Genomic DNA, 17,836 nt, shown 5'->3' on the forward strand with positions numbered 1-17,836 from the left:
GGGAGAGTGACGGACATGACGCAGCAGCCGAAGGACAGCGCCGGGGGCGCCCGGCCCGACAGCGGCAGGGTCGCCCTGATCACCGGGGCCAGCCGGGGCATCGGATACGGCATCGCCGAGGCGTTCGTCGCGCGCGGCGACCGGGTGTGCATCACCGGGCGCGGTGAGGACGCGCTCAAGGAGGCGGTGGAGCGACTGGGCGCGGACCGGGTGATCGGCTTCCCCGGCAAGGCGCACGACGAGGCGCACCAGGCCGCCGCCGTCGACCGCGCGATGGAGGCGTTCGGCCGGATCGACTATCTGGTGAACAACGCGGGAACGAATCCCGTGTTCGGACCGATCGCCGAGCTCGATCTGGGCGTGGCGCGCAAGGTGTACGAGACCAACGTCATCTCGGCCCTCGGCTTCGCGCAGCTGACCTGGCGCGCGTGGCAGAAGGAGCACGGCGGTGCGATCGTGAACATCGCCTCCATCGCGGGGGTCTCCGCCGCGCCGTTCATCGGGGCGTACGGGATGAGCAAGGCGGCCATGGTCAATCTGACCCTCCAGCTGGCGCACGAGTTCGCGCCCGGTGTGCGGGTCAACGCCATCGCCCCGGCCGTGGTGAAGACCCGGTTCGCGCAGGCGATCTACGAGGGACGGGAGGCCGAGGCCGCCGCCTCGTACCCGCTGGGCCGGCTCGGGATGCCGGAGGACGTGGGGGGCGCCGCCGCCTTCCTGACGTCCGACCAGTCGGACTGGATCACCGGGCAGACCCTCGTCGTGGATGGCGGAATTTTTCTCAACGCCGGCGTGCACTGACGTATTTTGTTGGCAAATGCTTCAAGCGCCCCATCGGACGTGCATATTGAACCGATGGGGCGCTGCGGTATGGTCGGCCGACTCGTGGCTGAACAAGGAGCGTGCGCACGTGTTCAACCGGACCAGTCTGCAGGCCGCTGCAGCCCTCGCGTCCATATCCCTGCTCGCTGGATGTGGCTTGTTCTCTTCGGAGAGTGCCGAAGAGCAGAAGATCATCGTCGGTACCACCAGTGAGCCGAGCACGCTCGACCCGGCCGCCGCGTGGGACAACTCCTGGGAGCTGTACCGCAACGTCTTCCAGACCCTCGTGGCCTTCCCGACCGGCAGTACGTCGCCGCAGCCCGACGCCGCCGAGGAGTGCGAGTTCACCGACCCCGCCAACCAGGTCTACCGCTGCCGGCTGCGCGAGGGCCTGACGTTCTCCAACGGCAACGCACTCGACGCCGCCGCGGTCAAGCACTCCTTCGACCGCATCGTGAAGATCAACGTCAACGGCGGTCCCAACGGACTTCTCGCCTCGCTCGACAGCGTCACCGCGGACGACGACCGGACGGTCAGCTTCCGGCTGAACAAGCCCGACGCCACCTTCCCCTTCGTCCTCGCCGCCCCCGCCATGTCGATCGTCGACCCCGCGGAGTACCCGGCGGACAAACTGCGCGAGGACGGCAAGCTCACCGGCTCCGGCCCGTACACGCTGGAGTCCTACGCGCCCGGCAGCACCGCCGAACTGGGGGAGAACACCAGCTACAAGGGGTTCGCGGACCGCCGGAACAAGGCCGTCACGATCAAGTACTTCCAGGACTCGGACAACCTCTTCGACGCCCTGAAGGGCAAGGAGATCGACGTCATCTACCGAGGGCTGACCTCGGAGGAAGTCGTCGAGCTGGAACAGAAGAAGGAAGAGAACGACCATCTCCAGCTGACCGCGACGGTCGGCGCCGACATCCGCTACCTGGTCTTCAACCCGAAGGACAAGGAGGCGGCGAAGCTGCCCGTACGGCGCGCGGTGGCCCAGGTGGTCGACCGGGGCGCACTGGTGGCCAAGGTCTACCAGGGCACCGCCGAGCCGCTGTACTCCATGGTCCCCAAGGGCATCTCCGGGCACGCCACCAGCTTCTTCGACGAGTACGGCGAGCCGGACGTCGACAAGGCGCGCGCCCTTCTCGAAGAGGGCGGCGTCGAGACACCCGTACCGCTGACCCTCTGGTTCACCACCGACCGTTACGGTTCCGGCACGGTCGCCGAGTTCGCGGAGCTCAAGCGCCAGCTGGAGGCGTCGGGCCTCTTCGAGATCACGCTGAAGAGCAAGCCCTGGAAGGACTTCCAGGCGGGCTACCAGAAGGGCGAGTACCCGGTCTTCGGGCGCGGCTGGTTCCCCGACTTCCCGGACCCGGACAACTTCGTCGCGCCGTTCGTCGGCAAGAACAACGCGCTCAGCACCCCCTACGAGAGCCCCGAGATCACCACGGAGCTGCTGCCCCAGTCACGGCGCGAGAGCGACCGTGGCGCGGTCGTCAAGCAGTTCGAACGCGCCCAGGAGATCCTGCTGGAAGACGTACGGCTGCTGCCGCTGTGGCAGGGCAAGCTCTACGTCGCCGCCTCCCAGGAGATCAACGGCAGCGAGCGGGCGCTGGACCCGCAGACGGTCATGCAGCTGTGGGAGTTCAGCCGGAAGGCCAGCTGGTAGGAGCACGGAGCGGCGGGTCCGGTCCCCGGGCCCGCCGACGGCTCCGGTCGCGGGCGGCCGCCGGATCGGCCGCGCCCCCGGGCCGGGTCCTCGGCCGGGCCCGGGGCGGCAGGGCTGGCGGACACGATTGTCAGTGGTCACCGGTAGGTTCAGCAGTGGTCCAACTGATCGCTTACCGGAGGTTGTTCACGTGACCGACACCGACATGCTGCCCGAATCCTGGCGCGGCGTCCTCGGCGGGGAACTGCAGAAGCCCTACTTCAAGGAGCTCACCGAGTTCGTCGAGGAAGAGCGGTCGAAGGGGCCGGTGTACCCCCCGCGCGACGAGGTGTTCGCCGCGCTCGACGCCACTCCGTACGACGGGGTGAAGGTCCTGGTCCTCGGCCAGGACCCGTATCACGGCGAGGGCCAGGGCCACGGCCTCTGCTTCTCCGTGCGGCCCGGCGTGCGCACGCCTCCCTCCCTGCGGAACATCTACAAGGAGATGAAGGAGGAGCTGGGCCACCCGGTCCCGGACAACGGCTATCTGATGCCGTGGGCCGAGCAGGGTGTCCTGCTGCTCAACGCGGTGCTGACGGTCCGCTCCGGCGAGGCCAACTCCCACAAGGGCAAGGGCTGGGAGACGTTCACGGACGCGGTGATCCGCGCGGTCGACGCCCGGCCCGACCCGGCGGTCTTCGTGCTCTGGGGCGCGTACGCGCAGAAGAAGCTGCCGCTGATCGACGAGACACGGCATGTCGTCGTCAAGGGCGCGCACCCGTCGCCGCTGTCGGCGAAGAAGTTCTTCGGCTCGCGACCGTTCACCCAGATCGACGCCGCGATCGCCGCGCAGGGTCACTCCCCGATCGACTGGCGGGTCCCGGACCTGGGCTGACCGTTCCCCGCCGCGCCCGGTGGTCCGCGCCGGGCAGGTGAGCCTGAGCGGGATCGCCGGCCGGGGCGGTTAGCGTCGGGCCGGACGGGATCGGACCGGACGGGCGCGGGAGGCGGCAGACATGGAGCGGCGCGAGAGGGTGGAGGGCTCCGTCCCGACCAGGATCGGCCAGGCGGTCATGCTGCTCCACGGCGGTGACCGCGAGGAGGCGCGCAACCGGTTCGGCGAGCTGTGGGCCGAGATCGCCGAGTGCGGCGAGCCGCTCCACCGCTGCACGCTCGCGCACTACATGGCGGACACCCAGGACGACCCCGGCGACGAGCTGGCCTGGGACCTGCGCGCCCTGACGGCGGCGGAGGGACCGTCGTCCACGGCGCGCACCTCCCCGCCCTCCCCCGAACTACGGGCCTTCTACCCCTCGCTCCACCTGAACCTGGCCGCCGACTACCTCAAACTCCACCGTCCCGACACGGCCCGGCTCCATCTCTCCCTGGCCCGCGAGGCCGCGCACGCCCTGGGGGACGACGGGGACGCCGCACCCGGCAGGGAGGACGCGTACGGCGACGGGGTACGGGCGGCGATCCGCCGGCTGGAGCGGCGACTGCTGGAGGAGTAGGAACGGCCCGGTCACCGGCCGTACACCCGGTCGCAGAGACGGCTCTGCGCGCTGTCCGGCGCCCAGTCCCCGTACCGCTCGCCGAGCGCGCAGGGCCCGGCGCCCGGCTCCGGGAGCGGGGGCAGCGCGGGCAGCCCCGGCAGGACCGCCGGGACACGCGGCACGGAGGGCGCGGGCGCGGCGGACGGTGCGGGCCGCGCGGGGACCGGTGCGGCCGCCGGACGGCGGGGCGGATCGGACGGCGGGGGTACGGGGCCGGGCACCGGCCGCCGTGACGGGCCCGTGGCCTCCAGGACCGCGTGGGCCGGCGGCTGGGTGATCCGCGGCCCCGGGTCCGCCCGCGCGGGAGCCCCGCGTACGGAACCGGTCCCCGGCCCCTCCCCGGGCGCCACGGCCACACAGGCCGGGACACCGCCGACCGCCGCCACACCGAGCAGGAGCACCGCTGTCGTTCTCGTTCGCCGTGTCACGCCGCCCACTCTGCTGGCCGGGGCGGCGTCCCGGAGCCTGAACCGCACGGCGTAACCCGCACGGGTGACACGGCCCGTCCCCGGACCACGGGCGGACCCCGTGAAGGCGGGCCCGCTACCACGACCGGACCGTGTCCGCCGGGGCCGCCGGACCGCCCCGGGCGCCGCTCGCGCGCCCGTATGCTGCGGGCCAGGGGCCCCGGGACGGACCCGCGCGCGACCGCGCGGGGGACGGGGCCGCCGCGAGGCGACAGGGAGACTCACGTGAAACTCGGGTGCATAGGGCTCGGCGACATCGCGCAGAAGGCGTATCTGCCGGTGCTCACCACACTGCCGGGGACCGAACTGCATCTCCAGACCCGCACCCCGGCCACCCTCACCCGGGTCGGCGAGGCCCACCACGTCCCCGGGGAGCGGCTGCACACCGATCTCGGCTCACTGATCGCGCAGGGGCTGGACGCCGCGTTCGTCCACGCGCCGACCTCCGCGCACGCGGAGATCGTCACCCGGCTCCTGGAGGCGGGGGTGCCGGCTTTCGTGGACAAGCCCCTCGCGTACGAACTCGGCGACTCCGAGCGGCTGGTCGCGCTCGCCGAGGAGCGCGGGACCAGCCTGGCCGTCGGCTTCAACCGGCGTTACGCGCCCGCGTACGCGCAGTGCCTGGAGCACCCGCGCGAGCTGATCCTGATGCAGAAGAACCGGGTCGGACTGCCCGAGGACGCCCGCACGCTCGTCCTGGACGACTTCATCCACGTGGTGGACACCCTGCGGTTCCTGGTCCCCGGCCCGGTCGAGCACATCGACGTCCGGTCCCGGACCCGCGAGGGCCTGACCCATCACGTGGTGCTCCAGCTGTCCGGCGACGGCTTCACCGCCCTCGGCACGATGAACCGCATGAACGGCTCCACCGAGGAGATCCTCGAAGTCTCCGGCCAGGACACCAAGCGGGCCGTCCACCATCTCGCCGAGATCGTCGACCACAAGGGCCAGCCCAGTGTCCGCAGACGGGGCGACTGGGTGCCGGTGCCCCGGCAGCGCGGCATCGAACAGTGCGTGCTGGCGTTCCTGGACGCCGTTCGCGCGGGGAAGACACTCGGCGCCCGGGACGCCCTGCTGACGCACGAGCTGTGCGAACACGTGGTGCGGGAGGTACGGGCGCAGGCCGGCTGAAGCGACCGCGCGTACCGCGTCGGGGACCGGCGGCGCGCTACGCGGCCTCGTCGACGGAGCCGTCCAGCGCCGCGGCCCATTCCCGCAGCAGGACTTCGTACTCCTCGGCCGGCCACGTGCCGCCGGCCGCGTCGACCAGCGCGCGGATGCGCTCGTTGGCCGCGACGGCGCCGGACGCCGCGGGAGCGGAGGAGGAAGTGGTGGACATGCGCCAACGGTACGGCGCGCCGTGACCTTCCCGTGCCGTCCGGGGAGCGGCATACCTCACACACGGAGCGTGCAACCCCACGGTGTGTCAGCTCCGATCCCAGTGTTCCCAAGGGTTCTGACCGCCGCCGGACGCTTCGGGAGCGGGCGGCGGGCAAACGTGTCCTTGCGCACACCGGGTGCTCGAACGCTCCCGGAGAGAAACCGGAAGGTCTCCGTCCGGTGCGGTCAGCCGCCCGACTCGCCCGCGTGCGGGCTCAGCGTGTCCGTACCGACGAGCACGAACAGGGCGATGCCGAGCAGGATCCGGTAGATCACGAACGGCATGAAGCTCTTGGTGGTGATGAATTTCATGAACCACGCGATAACGGCGTATCCCACCACGAAAGCCACAATCGTCGCGAAGATCGTCGGGCCCCACGAGACATGCCCCTCGCCGGCGTCCTTCAACTCGAAGGCCCCGGAGGCCAGTACGGCCGGGATCGCCAGCAGGAAGGAGTACCGCGCCGCCGCCTCGCGGGTGTAGCCCATCAGCAGACCGCCACTGATCGTCGCACCCGAGCGCGAGACACCCGGCACCAGCGCCATCGCCTGGCAGAAACCGAAGATCAGACCGTCCCTGACACCCAGTTCCTTCAGCGACTTGCGCTCCTTGACCGCGCGGTGCTTCCCGCCCGCCTCGTCACGCGCCGCCAGCCGGTCCGCGATGCCGAGGATCACGCCCATCACGATCAGCGTCGTCGCGATCAGCCGCAGATCCCGGAACGGCCCCTCGATCTGGTCCTTGAACGTCAGCCCGAGCACACCGATGGGAATCGAACCGACGATCACCAGCCAGCCCATCTTGGCGTCGTGGTCGGAGCGCATCGCCTTGTTCGTCAGCGAACGGGACCAGGCCGACACGATCCGCGCGATGTCCTTGCGGAAGTAGATGAGGACGGCCGCCTCGGTGCCGATCTGGGTGATCGCGGTGAACGCCGCGCCCGGATCGTGCCAGCCCGCGAACGCGGCCGTGAGCCGCAGATGCGCGCTGGAGGAGATGGGCAGGAACTCGGTCAGCCCCTGGACGAGTCCGAGGATGAGTGATTCGAACCAAGACATTGGGTGCTACGCCATCCAAGAAAAGATCGTGCACCGGCCGGTGTGAACACGGGGCAGTGGCGGGTTGCGGACAAAAAATAAGCGCGCGTAATCGCTCGTCTGCTCGGGTGTGTGGAGGGGCCATCACGCGCCGGTCTGGGGCAGCGTAGCCGCTGCGGATTACGGGCCGGTGCCACCCCCCTTCCCGGGCACGGGACACGCACGGGCGGGCCCGTACCGGGGTGATGAGGGGGCGACAGGGGGGCGCACAGGGGGGCAGTCGGGGGGCGTACGGAGGGGAGGCCAAGGTCACATCGGTTCGCCCTGCTGACGCTCCGGCGCGCTGCCCTAGCATCTCGGCATGACGCTCCTGCCCGACAGAGGGCTTTCGCTGGCAGCCGAGTTCCCCGAGCCGACCCATGAACAGTGGCAGGGTCTGGTCGCAGGGGTCCTCCGGAAATCCGGTCGGGACGTCTCGGGGACCGCCGCCGAGGACGCACTGTCGACAACGATCGAGGACGGACTGACCACCCGTCCGCTCTACACCGCCGCCGACGACCCGGGCGACGGCGGCCTCCCCGGCTTCGCGCCGTTCACCCGGGCCGCCACCCCCGGCGGCCCCGCGCCCGGCGGCTGGGACGTACGCCAGCGCCACGCCCGCACCGACGCCGCCCGCACCAACGAGGCCGTCCTGGAAGACCTGACGGGCGGCGCCACCTCGCTGTGGCTGGCGGTCGGGGCGGCGGGTGTACCCGTCTCCGGCCTGGCCGACGCCCTCGACGGCGTGTACCTCGACCTCGCCCCCGTCGCCCTCGACGCCGGCGACGAATTCCCGGACGCCGCACGCGCGTTGCTCGCCCTGATCGACGAGCGCGGCGTCGCACGCCCGGAAGCGCGCGGCACCCTCGGCGCCGACCCGCTCGGCCGCCTCGCCCGTACCGGCGAGGAGACCCCCGGCCTCCAGGACGCCGCGGCCGAACTCGCCGCGCTCTGCGACCGGGAGTACCCCGGACTGCGCGCCCTCGTCGTCGACGCGCTGCCCTACCACGAGGCCGGCGGCTCCGCCGTCCAGGAACTCGGCTGCTCCCTCGCCGCCGGAGTCGCCGCCCTGCGGGACCTCGACGCCGCCGGACTCCCCGTCGAAACGGCCTGCCGCCAGCTGGAGTTCCGGTACGCGGCCACCGCCGACCAGTTCCTCACCATCGCCAAACTGCGCGCCGCCCGCCGGCTCTGGGCCCGGGTCGCCGAGGTCGCCGGGGCCGGACCCGCCGGCGCCGCCCAGCGCCAGCACGCCGTCACCTCCCCGGTGATGATGACCCGCCGGGACCCGTGGGTGAACATGCTGCGCACCACCGTCGCCTCGCTGGCCGCCGGCGTCGGCGGCGCCGACGCCGTGACCGTGCTGCCCTTCGACCACACACTCGGACTGCCGGACTCCTTCGCCCGGCGGATCGCCCGCAACACCTCGACCATCCTCATCGAGGAGTCCCACCTCGGCCGGGTCATCGACCCGGCGGGCGGCTCCTGGTACGTCGAGCGGCTCACCGACGACCTCGCGCACGCCGCCTGGGCCTGGTTCCAGGAGATCGAACGGGCCGGCGGCCAGCGCGCCGCGCTGCGCGACGGCCTCGTCGCCGAACGCCTCGCCGCGACCTGGGCGGCCCGCTCCGAGAAGCTGGCCCGCCGCCGCGAACCGGTCACCGGCGTCAGCGAGTTCCCCCTCCTCGCCGAGACCCCCGTCGTCCGCGACACACCGCCCCCGGCCGCGACCGGCGGACTGCCCACCGTCCACCGCGACGACGCCTTCGAGGCCCTGCGCGCCCGCTCCGACGCGCACCTCGCCGCGACCGGCGCCCGCCCCCGGGTCCTGCTGGCCGCCCTCGGCCCGGCCGCCGCGCACACGACACGCGCGACCTTCGCGTCGAACCTCTTCCAGTCCGGCGGCATCGAACCGGTGCACGACCCGGTCACCGTCGACACCGCCACCGCCGCCGACGCACTCACCCGCGCCGGCACCACCGTCGCCTGCCTCTGCTCCAGCGACGCGCTCTACGCCGAACAGGCCGAACAGGTCGCCGCGGCACTGAAATCCGCCGGCGCCACCCGCGTCTACCTCGCGGGGCGCCCCGGCGACCTGCGCGAGACCCTCACCCGGGCCGGAGTGGACGCGTTCGTCGCCGCGGGCGACGACGCCGTCGCCGTACTCACGGCCGCCCTCGACCACATGGGAGTGGCGCGATGACCGTCCCCGACTACACCGGCATCGACCTCGGGCCCGCGACGCCCACCGGCGCCCACGAGGACCAGTGGCGCGCCGCCGTCAAGGAGAGCACCGGCAGGAGCGACGCCGACCTCCTCTGGAACACCCCCGAGGGCATCGACGTCAAACCGCTCTACACCCCCGGTGACCTCGCGGACCTCGACTTCCTCGGCACCTACCCCGGCATCGCGCCGTACCTGCGCGGCCCCTACCCCACGATGTACGTCAACCAGCCCTGGACGATCCGCCAGTACGCGGGATTCTCCACCGCCGAGGAGTCCAACGCCTTCTACCGGCGCAACCTCGCCGCCGGGCAGAAGGGCCTCTCCGTCGCCTTCGACCTGCCCACCCACCGGGGCTACGACAGCGACCACCCGCGCGTGACCGGTGACGTCGGCATGGCCGGGGTGGCCATCGACTCGATCTACGACATGCGCCAGCTCTTCGACGGCATCCCGCTCGACCGGATGACCGTCTCCATGACCATGAACGGCGCCGTCCTGCCGGTCCTCGCCCTCTACATCGTGGCGGCCGAGGAACAGGGCGTACCGCCCGAGAAGCTCGCCGGGACCATCCAGAACGACATCCTCAAGGAGTTCATGGTCCGCAACACCTACATCTATCCGCCCGAGCCCTCGATGCGGATCATCTCCGACATCTTCGCGTACACCTCGCGGAAGATGCCGCGCTACAACTCCATCTCCATCTCCGGCTACCACATCCAGGAGGCCGGGGCGACGGCCGACCTGGAACTCGCCTACACCCTCGCCGACGGCGTGGAGTACCTGCGCGCCGGACTCGACGTGGGCCTCGACGTCGACGCGTTCGCCCCCCGGCTCTCCTTCTTCTGGGCGATCGGCATGAACTTCTTCATGGAGATCGCGAAACTGCGCGCCGCACGGCTCCTCTGGGCCCGGCTCGTCAACAAGTTCGAGCCGAAGAACGCCAAGTCCCTGTCCCTGCGCACCCATTCGCAGACCTCCGGCTGGTCGCTCACCGCGCAGGACGTCTTCAACAACGTCCCCCGCACCTGCGTCGAGGCCATGGCCGCCACCCAGGGCCACACCCAGTCGCTGCACACCAACGCCCTCGACGAGGCGCTGGCCCTGCCCACCGACTTCTCCGCGCGCATCGCCCGCAACACCCAGCTCCTGCTCCAGCAGGAGTCCGGCACCTGCCGTGTCATCGACCCGTGGGGCGGCAGCGCGTACGTCGAGAAACTGACGTACGACCTCGCGCGCCGCGCCTGGCAGCACATCGAGGAGGTCGAGGCCGCCGGCGGCATGGCGCGGGCCATCGCGGAGGGCATCCCCAAGCTGCGGATCGAGGAGGCGGCGGCCCGCACCCAGGCCAGGATCGACTCCGGGCGCCAGCCGGTCATCGGCGTCAACAAGTACCTGGTGGAGACGGACGAGCGGATCGAGGTCCGATCGGTCGACAACTCCTCCGTACGGACCCGGCAGATCGCCAAGCTCCGCCGGCTGCGCGACGAACGCGACGAGTCCGCCTGCCAGGACGCGCTGCGCGCCCTCACCCGCGCCGCCGAGGCCGGTTCGTCACCCGGCCTCGACGGCAATCTGCTGGCCCTCGCCGTGGACGCGGCGCGCGCCATGGCCACCGTCGGCGAGATCTCCGACGCGCTGGAAAAGGTGTACGGGCGCCACTCCGGCCAGATCCGTACGATCTCCGGTGTGTACAGGAACGAGGCCGGTACGTCACCGGCGGTCGAGCGGACCCGGGCCGCCGTCGAGGAGTTCGAGACGGCCGAGGGGCGGCGCCCCCGCATCCTGGTCGCCAAGATGGGCCAGGACGGCCACGACCGGGGTCAGAAGGTCATCGCGACCGCCTTCGCCGACCTGGGCTTCGACGTCGACGTCGGCCCGCTGTTCCAGACGCCCGGCGAGGTCGCGCGGCAGGCCGTCGAGGCCGACGTGCACATCGTCGGGGTGTCGTCGCTGGCCGCCGGGCACCTCACGCTCGTGCCCGCGCTGCGCGAGGAACTCGCCGCGGAGGGCCGCGAGGACATCATGATCGTCGTCGGCGGGGTGATCCCGCCCGGCGACATCGACGAGCTGCGCCGCGCGGGTGCGGCGGCCGTCTTCCCGCCCGGCACGGTCATCCCCGACGCCGCGCTCGACCTGCTGACGACCCTGACCGCCGCTCTCGGTCATGAGCGGTGAGCCGGTGGCCCCTCGGAGCGTCGTGGACATCGACGCGTACACCAAGGGCGTGCTGGACGGCTCCCGTTCGGCCGTCGCGCGCGCCATCACCCTCGTCGAGTCCACCCGGGCCGACCACCGGGAACAGGCCCAGCGGCTGCTGACCGCGCTGCTGCCGCACTCCGGCACGGCGCGCCGGATCGGCATCAGCGGCGTGCCGGGAGTCGGCAAGTCGACCTTCATCGACGCCCTCGGCACGATGCTCACCGGCCTCGGGCACCGCGTCGCGGTCCTCGCCGTCGACCCGTCGTCCACCAGGACCGGCGGCTCCATCCTCGGCGACAAGACCCGGATGGAACGCCTCGCCGTCGACCCGGCGGCGTTCGTCCGGCCCTCGCCCACGGCGGGCACCCTGGGCGGTGTCGCCAGGGCGACCCGCGAGACGATCATCGTCATGGAGGCGGCGGGCTTCGACGTGGTGCTGGTCGAGACCGTCGGCGTCGGACAGTCGGAGACCGCCGTCGCCAACATGGTGGACTCCTTCCTGCTGTTGAGCCTCGCCCGCACCGGCGACCAGCTCCAGGGCATCAAGAAGGGCGTGCTGGAGCTGGCCGACCTCATCGCCGTCAACAAGGCCGACGGGCCGCACGAGCGCGACGCGAAGTCCGCCGCCCGTGAACTCGCCGGCGCGCTGCGGCTGATGCACCCGGCCGACGCCGCCTGGACACCGCCGGTGCTCAGTTGCAGCGCCCGTGAGGGCACCGGGCTCGACGCCGTCTGGGAGCGGCTGGAGCAGCACCGCAAGGTCCTCGACACCAGCGGCCGGCTCGCCCGCAAGCGCGGCGACCAGCAGGTCGACTGGACCTGGTCGATGGTCCGCGACCATCTGCTGGACCGGCTGCGCGGCAATCCCGGTGTACGGGCGCTGGCCCCCTCCCTCGAACAGGCCGTCCGGGAGGGCACGTTGACGGCCACCCTGGCGGCCGAGCGGATCGTCGAGGCACTGGACCCGCCGGCCGGCCCCGGGGGAGCGGGCCGATGACCGGGTCACCGCCTCCTACGGAGGACGAGACGGTTCTCGTACGGCGTGACGGGCGCGCGGGACGGCTCACGCTCAACCGGCCGCGCGCGCTCAACGCCCTCACCCACGCCATGGTGCGGCGCCTCGACACGGCGCTCACCGCGTGGCGGGACGACCCCGCCGTCACGACGGTCGTCATCGACGGCGCCGGCGGGCGCGGGCTGTGCGCGGGCGGCGACATCCGGGCGATCCACGAGGACGCGCGGACGGGCGGCACGGCGTCGCCCGCGTTCTGGCGCGACGAGTACCGGCTCAACGCCCGTATCGCGCGCTACCCCAAGCCGTACGTCGCCTTCATGGACGGCATCGTGATGGGCGGCGGCGTCGGAGTCTCGGCGCACGGCGGCGTCCGGATCGTCACCGAACGCTCACGGGTCGCCATGCCCGAGACCGGCATCGGCCTCGTCCCGGACGTCGGCGGCACCTGGCTGCTGTCCCGGGCGCCCGGTGAACTCGGCACGCATCTCGCGCTGACCGGAGCGGCCGTGGGGGCGGCGGACGCCGTGCTCTGCGGACTCGCCGACCACCTGGTGCCCTCCGGGCGGCTGCCGCTGCTGGCGGCCGAACTCGCCACCACGGACGCGTCGGTGGCCCTACGGCGCCACGCCACGGCCCCGCCCGAGGGGGAGCTGGCCGCCCACCGCGAGTGGATCGACGGCTGTTACGCGGCGGACACCGTCGAGGAGATCGTGGACCGGCTCTCCGCCCACGGGCACCAGGCGGCGAAGCAGACGGCGGAGACGATCCTGTCCAAGTCGCCCACCGCGCTCAAGGCCACGCTGGCGGCGGTACGGCGGGCACGGGGGACGGCCACGCTGGAGGAGGTCCTGGACGCGGAGTACCGCGCGTCCTGCGCCGCGCTGCGGACACCGGACCTGGTGGAGGGCATCAGGGCCCAGGTCGTGGACAAGGACCGGACGCCGAAGTGGGTGCCCGCGGAGCTGGGACTGGTCACGGACGCGGACGTGGCCCGCTTCTCCGAGGTCCCCGAGGGCGGCGACCTGGGGCTGTCCCGGCGGGCCTGACACGGTCCGGTACGGGCGCGCGGGCGGTAACGGGATCCCGTACGCCGCTTCCGTACGGGCGTACGCGGTTGCCCACGCGAGCAGGCTGCTCACGCCGCCCGTACGCCGACCGGGCCCTCCGTCACGCGACCGGCTCCCACTCGCGCTCCTGCGCGGGTTCGCGCTCCGCCGGTCCCGGACGCAGCCGGTGGCGCTTGAACCAGGCCAGCACCGCCGCCCCCGCCCCCGTCAGCACGATGAACCCCATCGCCACCAGGAACGCCGGAGACGTCGGGGAGCCCGCCTCGCTCCCCGCGACCACGTACGCCGCCGTGTTGGGGATCGTCCCGAGACCCGTCGCCAGCAGGAACGGGGCCCAGCCCATCCGTGAGACGGCGGCGCAGTAGTTGGCGGCCACGAAGGGCACACCGGGGAACAGCCGGATCGCCATCATCGACCGGAACCCGTGCCGGCTCAACTGCCCGTCCGCCGCCGTCAGCCAGCGGCCCCGCAGCAGCGGACGCAGCGCCTCCTGACCCAGGAAGCGCCCGAGCCCGAAGGCGATGCCCGCGCCCAGCACCGTGCCCGCGATCGCCGCCGGAAGACCGAGCCAGCCGCCGAACAGGGCGCCCGCCGCGAGATTCAGCAGCGGACGCGGCACGAAGGCGGCCGTGGCCACGCCGTACGCCACGGCGAACAGCACGACGGCGGCGCCGCCGGTCAGCTCCGGCCAGCCGGCCGAGATGTATCTCTGCGGCTCGTAGACCAGCACCGAAACCCCCGCGCACGCCAGCAGGAGCACGAGGAGGGAGAGCCTGGACCAGGGCGAGAGCAGCACCCTCGTACAGCGGACCGTGAGGCCGGCGGACGGCCTGTCGTCAAGGTCGAGCATGCGGGGAGACTAACCGACGCCACGGACCGGACGCCGTCAACAGCCGGGAGACAAGCGCCACTCGGACGGCCCAGCGGCCCCTCCGGAAGCGGACCCCGGACACCGGCCGTATGTCAGTGGCGGCGCCTAACCTGCACGTCATGACCCTCGTACCGCCGCCCAGCCCGCTCGCCGACACCGTTCTGGAACGGCTCACCGCCCTCTACCCGACAGCGGCCGATCTCGGACGGGCCGAGGGCGCCGCCGCGTACATGAAGGGAATCGCACCCTTTCTGGGTATTCGCACCCCCGAACGCCGCGCCCTGTCCCGAAAGGTGCTCGACTCACTGCCGCCGCCGGGCGAGACGGACTGCCTGGCTGTCGCGCTGCGCTGCTGGGAACTGCCCGAGCGGGAGTACCAGTACTTCGCCGTGGACTATCTGCGCCGCCACGTCGGGCGGCTGTCCTCCGGCTTCCTGCCCGCCGTCCGGCACCTCGTCTCCACCGTCCCCTGGTGGGACACCGTGGACCTGCTGGCCGCCCATGTCGCGGGCGGACTGGTCGCCGCCGACCGGGCGCTGGGGCACGACATGGACGACTGGATCGGGGACGAGAACCTCTGGATCGCCCGCACCGCCCTGCTGCACCAGCTCACCTACAAAGAAGTCACCGACACCGGACGCCTCTTCGACCACTGCCTGCGCCGGTCCGGCCACCCCGACTTCTTCATCCGCAAGGCGATCGGCTGGGCCCTGCGCGAATACGCCAAGACGGACCCGGACGCGGTACGGGAGTTCGTGACCGGCGCCCGCGACCGGCTCTCCCCGCTCTCCGTACGCGAGGCCCTCAAGCACCTCTGAGGCTCCCGCCACGTGACTCCGAGCCCGGCCGCGCGTCTGCGGGCCCCGGCCACGCGTCCGCGAGCCCCGGCCGGGACCGCCGGGACCCCGGCCACGAGCCCCCGCCCATAACCTGTCGACGCCCCGCCGCCCGGTCCGGCATCATCGGCGGCATGGTCCGGTACGCCTTCCACGCAGCGCCGTCCGCAGCCGCGGACGCGCCGAAGGCTGCCGCTTTCCTCGCGGCGCACGCGGCAGCGGCGGCGGCCGCCGCCGCACCGGCGCCCCTCGACGGCGCCCGAAGCTGACCCTTCCCGGAACGTCCGGCGGACCCCGCAGGGGGAGGGTCGGCAGGGATTCGGGGTCCCGCACCGCTTCGCGTTCCGGGAAGGAACACACCCAGCCATGCCCAAGACGGCATACGTGCGCACCAAGCCCCACCTCAACATCGGCACCATGGGCCACGTCGACCACGGCAAGACGACGCTGACCGCCGCCATCACCAAGGTCCTCAGCGAGCACGGCACCGGCACCTTCGTGCCGTTCGACCGCATCGACCGGGCGCCGGAGGAGGCCGCGCGCGGCATCACCATCAACATCGCGCACGTCGAGTACGAGACGGACACCCGGCACTACGCGCACATCGACATGCCCGGCCACGCCGACTACATCAAGAACATGGTCACCGGCGCCGCCCAGCTCGACGGCGCGATCCTCGTGGTGTCCGCGCTCGACGGGGTCATGCCACAGACCTCCGAGCACGTGCTGCTCGCCCGCCAGGTCGGCGTCGACCACATCGTCGTCGCCCTCAACAAGGCCGACGCGGGCGACGACGAACTGACCGACCTGGTCGAACTGGAGGTGCGTGAACTGCTCAACTCCCACGGGTACGGCGGGGACAACGCCCCCGTCGTCCGGGTCTCCGGGCTCCGCGCCCTGGAGGGCGACCCGCGCTGGACCGAGGCCGTACGGGCGCTGCTCGACGCCGTCGACACGTATGTGCCGGTCCCGGTCCGGTACACCGACGCGCCGTTCCTGCTCCCGGTGGAGAACGTCCTGACCATCACCGGGCGCGGCACGGTCGTCACCGGCGCCGTCGAGCGCGGCACGGTACGCGTGGGCGACCGGATCGAGGTGCTCGGCGACGACTCCGGGCCCCGGGCCAGCACGGTCACCTCGCTGGAGACCTTCGGCAAGCCGATGGAGTCCGCCGAGGCCGGTGACAACGTGGCGCTGCTGCTGCGCGGCATGCCGCGCGACGCGATCCGCCGGGGCCATGTGGTGGCCGCGCCGGACAGCGTCGTCCCGCGCAGGCGCTTCACCGCGCGGGTGTACGTCCTGTCGGCGCACGAGGGCGGACGTACGACACCGGTGACCAGCGGCTACCGGCCGCAGTTCTACATCCGGACGGCGGACGTGGTCGGCGACATCGACCTCGGCGAGGCGGCCGTCGCCCGGCCCGGTGACACGGTCACCGTGACGGTGGAGCTGGGCCGGGACGTGCCGCTGGAGGCCGGGCTCGGCTTCGCGATCCGCGAGGGCGGGCGCACCGTCGGCGCGGGCACGGTCGTCGAGGTCGTCTGACGCACCGGGGCCGTCTCCTCCGCACGGGGGAGACGGACCCGGTCGTACGGAAGGGGCCGCCCCGGTCGTACGGGGGAGACGGAGGTAGGGAAGGGGCCGCCCCGGTCGTACGGGGAGACGAGCCCGGTCGGTGCCCGCCGGACCGGCCCGCACAATGGGACGGTGAGCGAAGCCATCCCCGTCATACGCGCCGTCGACCACGGCACCGCCCGGCTGCTGCCCGACGTGGACCGCGAACGGGCCTGGCTGCTGACCGTCGACGGCGCACCCCAGTCCTACGTCGACCTGGACGAACCGGCCCATCTCGAATTCGAGTACACCCGGCGCCTCGGGCACGTCGTGGACCGGGCCGCACCCGAGGGCGAGCCGCTGACCGTGCTGCACCTCGGCGGCGGCGCCCTCACCCTGCCCCGCTACGTGGAGGCCACCCGGCCCGGATCGGTCCAGGACGTGGTCGACGCCGACACGGCTCTGCTCGCCCTGGTCGCCGAGGAGTTGCCGCTCCCGGACTCCACCCGGATCACCGTGCACGGCGCCGACGCCCGCGACTGGCTCGCCGCGGCGCCGGCCCGCTCGGCGGATCTGCTGATCGCCGACGTGTTCGGCGGCTCACGGGTGCCCGCCCATCTGACGTCCGTGGAGTACGCGCGCCTCGCCGAGCGGGTGCTGCGCCCCGGCAGGCTCTACGCGGCCAATCTCGCCGACGGGGCGCCGTTCACCTTCCTCAGGTCCCAACTGGCCACCTTCGGCTCGGTGTTCGAGGAGCTGGCACTCGTCGCCGAGCCGGGGGTGCTGCGCGGACGGCGGTTCGGCAACGCCGTACTCCTCGCCTCGCACGCGCCGATCGACACGGCGGCCCTGGCCCGCCGGACCGCGTCCGACGCCTTTCCGGCGCGGGTCGAACACGGCGCGGCCCTGCGGCGGTTCACCGGGGCCGCGCCGCTCGTGCGCGACGACGGCGCGGTGGCGTCGCCCGAACCGCCCGAGGGAGCGTTCGGCATCGGCTGAGCCCCCGCGCACCCGGGGGATCCGCTGTCCAGGCCGACGAAGTCCGACGTGGACGAGCTGAGCTTCCGCGCACCCGGGGGACCCGAGCGGCGGCGACCGGCGTCACCGGGGGCACCGGGCCGGCC

16 protein-coding genes are annotated in these 17,836 nt (G+C 72.5%); 12 read left to right on the forward strand and 4 right to left on the reverse strand.

Going from position 1 to position 17,836, the window contains the following annotated elements:
- The first annotated feature begins 15 nt into the window (after window positions 1-15).
- From OG875_RS27785 to OG875_RS27800, 4 genes are all read left to right on the forward strand, one after another.
- A complete protein-coding gene (locus OG875_RS27785; protein WP_330176965.1) occupies window positions 16-801 on the forward strand; it encodes an SDR family oxidoreductase in 786 nt (261 codons plus the stop codon).
- Window positions 802-910: 109 nt separating this feature from the next.
- Window positions 911-2,488 (forward strand): ABC transporter substrate-binding protein, encoded by a 1,578-nt coding sequence (locus OG875_RS27790; RefSeq protein WP_330176966.1) that lies wholly within the window; start codon window positions 911-913, stop codon window positions 2,486-2,488.
- A 190-nt stretch (window positions 2,489-2,678) separates the two neighbouring features.
- Complete coding sequence (gene ung / locus OG875_RS27795; RefSeq protein WP_330176967.1) at window positions 2,679-3,362, forward strand: uracil-DNA glycosylase; 684 nt, start codon at window positions 2,679-2,681, stop codon at window positions 3,360-3,362.
- Window positions 3,363-3,483: 121 nt separating this feature from the next.
- Entirely contained in the window at window positions 3,484-3,978 is a 495-nt protein-coding gene (locus tag OG875_RS27800) for a hypothetical protein (RefSeq protein ID WP_330176968.1), read from the forward strand.
- An 11-nt stretch (window positions 3,979-3,989) separates the two neighbouring features.
- On the opposite strand, the gene OG875_RS27805 is transcribed toward OG875_RS27800, so the two are convergent.
- Window positions 3,990-4,448 carry a hypothetical protein gene (locus OG875_RS27805; protein ID WP_330176969.1) on the reverse strand — a complete coding sequence of 153 codons (459 nt, stop codon included), beginning with the start codon at window positions 4,446-4,448 and terminating at the stop codon, window positions 3,990-3,992.
- Between the two features lie 264 nt (window positions 4,449-4,712).
- Between OG875_RS27805 and OG875_RS27810 the strand changes: the two genes are divergently transcribed.
- Window positions 4,713-5,618, forward strand: a complete 906-nt coding sequence (locus OG875_RS27810) for a Gfo/Idh/MocA family protein (RefSeq protein WP_330176970.1) — start codon at window positions 4,713-4,715, stop codon at window positions 5,616-5,618.
- A gap of 37 nt (window positions 5,619-5,655) precedes the next feature.
- On the opposite strand, the gene OG875_RS27815 is transcribed toward OG875_RS27810, so the two are convergent.
- Both OG875_RS27815 and OG875_RS27820 read right to left on the reverse strand, forming a co-directional pair.
- On the reverse strand, window positions 5,656-5,826 hold the full coding sequence (locus OG875_RS27815) for a hypothetical protein (RefSeq protein WP_330176971.1): 171 nt from the start codon (window positions 5,824-5,826) through the stop codon (window positions 5,656-5,658).
- Window positions 5,827-6,053: 227 nt separating this feature from the next.
- Window positions 6,054-6,926, reverse strand: a complete 873-nt coding sequence (locus tag OG875_RS27820) for an undecaprenyl-diphosphate phosphatase (protein WP_330176972.1) — start codon at window positions 6,924-6,926, stop codon at window positions 6,054-6,056.
- 340 nt (window positions 6,927-7,266) lie between these two features.
- Here OG875_RS27820 and OG875_RS27825 point away from each other — a divergent pair, with 340 nt between their 5' ends.
- The 4 genes from OG875_RS27825 to OG875_RS27840 are packed head-to-tail and all read left to right on the forward strand — an operon-like array spanning window position 7,267 to window position 13,430.
- On the forward strand, window positions 7,267-9,147 hold the full coding sequence (locus OG875_RS27825; protein WP_330176973.1) for a methylmalonyl-CoA mutase family protein: 1,881 nt from the start codon (window positions 7,267-7,269) through the stop codon (window positions 9,145-9,147).
- Window positions 9,144-11,345 (forward strand): methylmalonyl-CoA mutase, encoded by a 2,202-nt coding sequence (gene scpA / locus OG875_RS27830; protein WP_330176974.1) that lies wholly within the window; start codon window positions 9,144-9,146, stop codon window positions 11,343-11,345. The genes OG875_RS27825 and scpA overlap by 4 nt, the downstream gene beginning before the upstream one ends.
- Complete coding sequence (gene meaB, locus OG875_RS27835; protein WP_330176975.1) at window positions 11,335-12,366, forward strand: methylmalonyl Co-A mutase-associated GTPase MeaB; 1,032 nt, start codon at window positions 11,335-11,337, stop codon at window positions 12,364-12,366. Before scpA ends, meaB begins: the two co-directional genes overlap by 11 nt.
- The gene (locus OG875_RS27840; RefSeq protein WP_330176976.1) at window positions 12,363-13,430 is read left to right on the forward strand and encodes an enoyl-CoA hydratase/isomerase family protein; all 1,068 of its coding nucleotides are present in this window, start codon (window positions 12,363-12,365) and stop codon (window positions 13,428-13,430) included. The genes meaB and OG875_RS27840 overlap by 4 nt, the downstream gene beginning before the upstream one ends.
- A gap of 121 nt (window positions 13,431-13,551) precedes the next feature.
- On the opposite strand, the gene OG875_RS27845 is transcribed toward OG875_RS27840, so the two are convergent.
- On the reverse strand, window positions 13,552-14,301 hold the full coding sequence (locus tag OG875_RS27845; protein WP_330176977.1) for a TVP38/TMEM64 family protein: 750 nt from the start codon (window positions 14,299-14,301) through the stop codon (window positions 13,552-13,554).
- A gap of 140 nt (window positions 14,302-14,441) precedes the next feature.
- On the opposite strand from OG875_RS27845, the gene OG875_RS27850 reads away from it, so the two are divergent.
- The 3 genes from OG875_RS27850 to OG875_RS27860 all read left to right on the forward strand — a co-directional run bounded on the left by OG875_RS27850 (window position 14,442) and on the right by OG875_RS27860 (window position 17,711).
- The gene (locus OG875_RS27850; protein WP_330176978.1) at window positions 14,442-15,140 is read left to right on the forward strand and encodes a DNA alkylation repair protein; all 699 of its coding nucleotides are present in this window, start codon (window positions 14,442-14,444) and stop codon (window positions 15,138-15,140) included.
- Window positions 15,141-15,524: 384 nt separating this feature from the next.
- The gene (gene tuf / locus OG875_RS27855; RefSeq protein WP_330176979.1) at window positions 15,525-16,703 is read left to right on the forward strand and encodes an elongation factor Tu; all 1,179 of its coding nucleotides are present in this window, start codon (window positions 15,525-15,527) and stop codon (window positions 16,701-16,703) included.
- A 162-nt stretch (window positions 16,704-16,865) separates the two neighbouring features.
- Entirely contained in the window at window positions 16,866-17,711 is an 846-nt protein-coding gene (locus tag OG875_RS27860) for a spermidine synthase (protein WP_330176980.1), read from the forward strand.
- Window positions 17,712-17,836 lie beyond the last annotated feature (125 nt).

This window comes from Streptomyces sp. NBC_01498, assembly GCF_036327775.1.
In the GTDB taxonomy this organism is placed as follows: Bacteria; Actinomycetota; Actinomycetes; order Streptomycetales; family Streptomycetaceae; genus Streptomyces.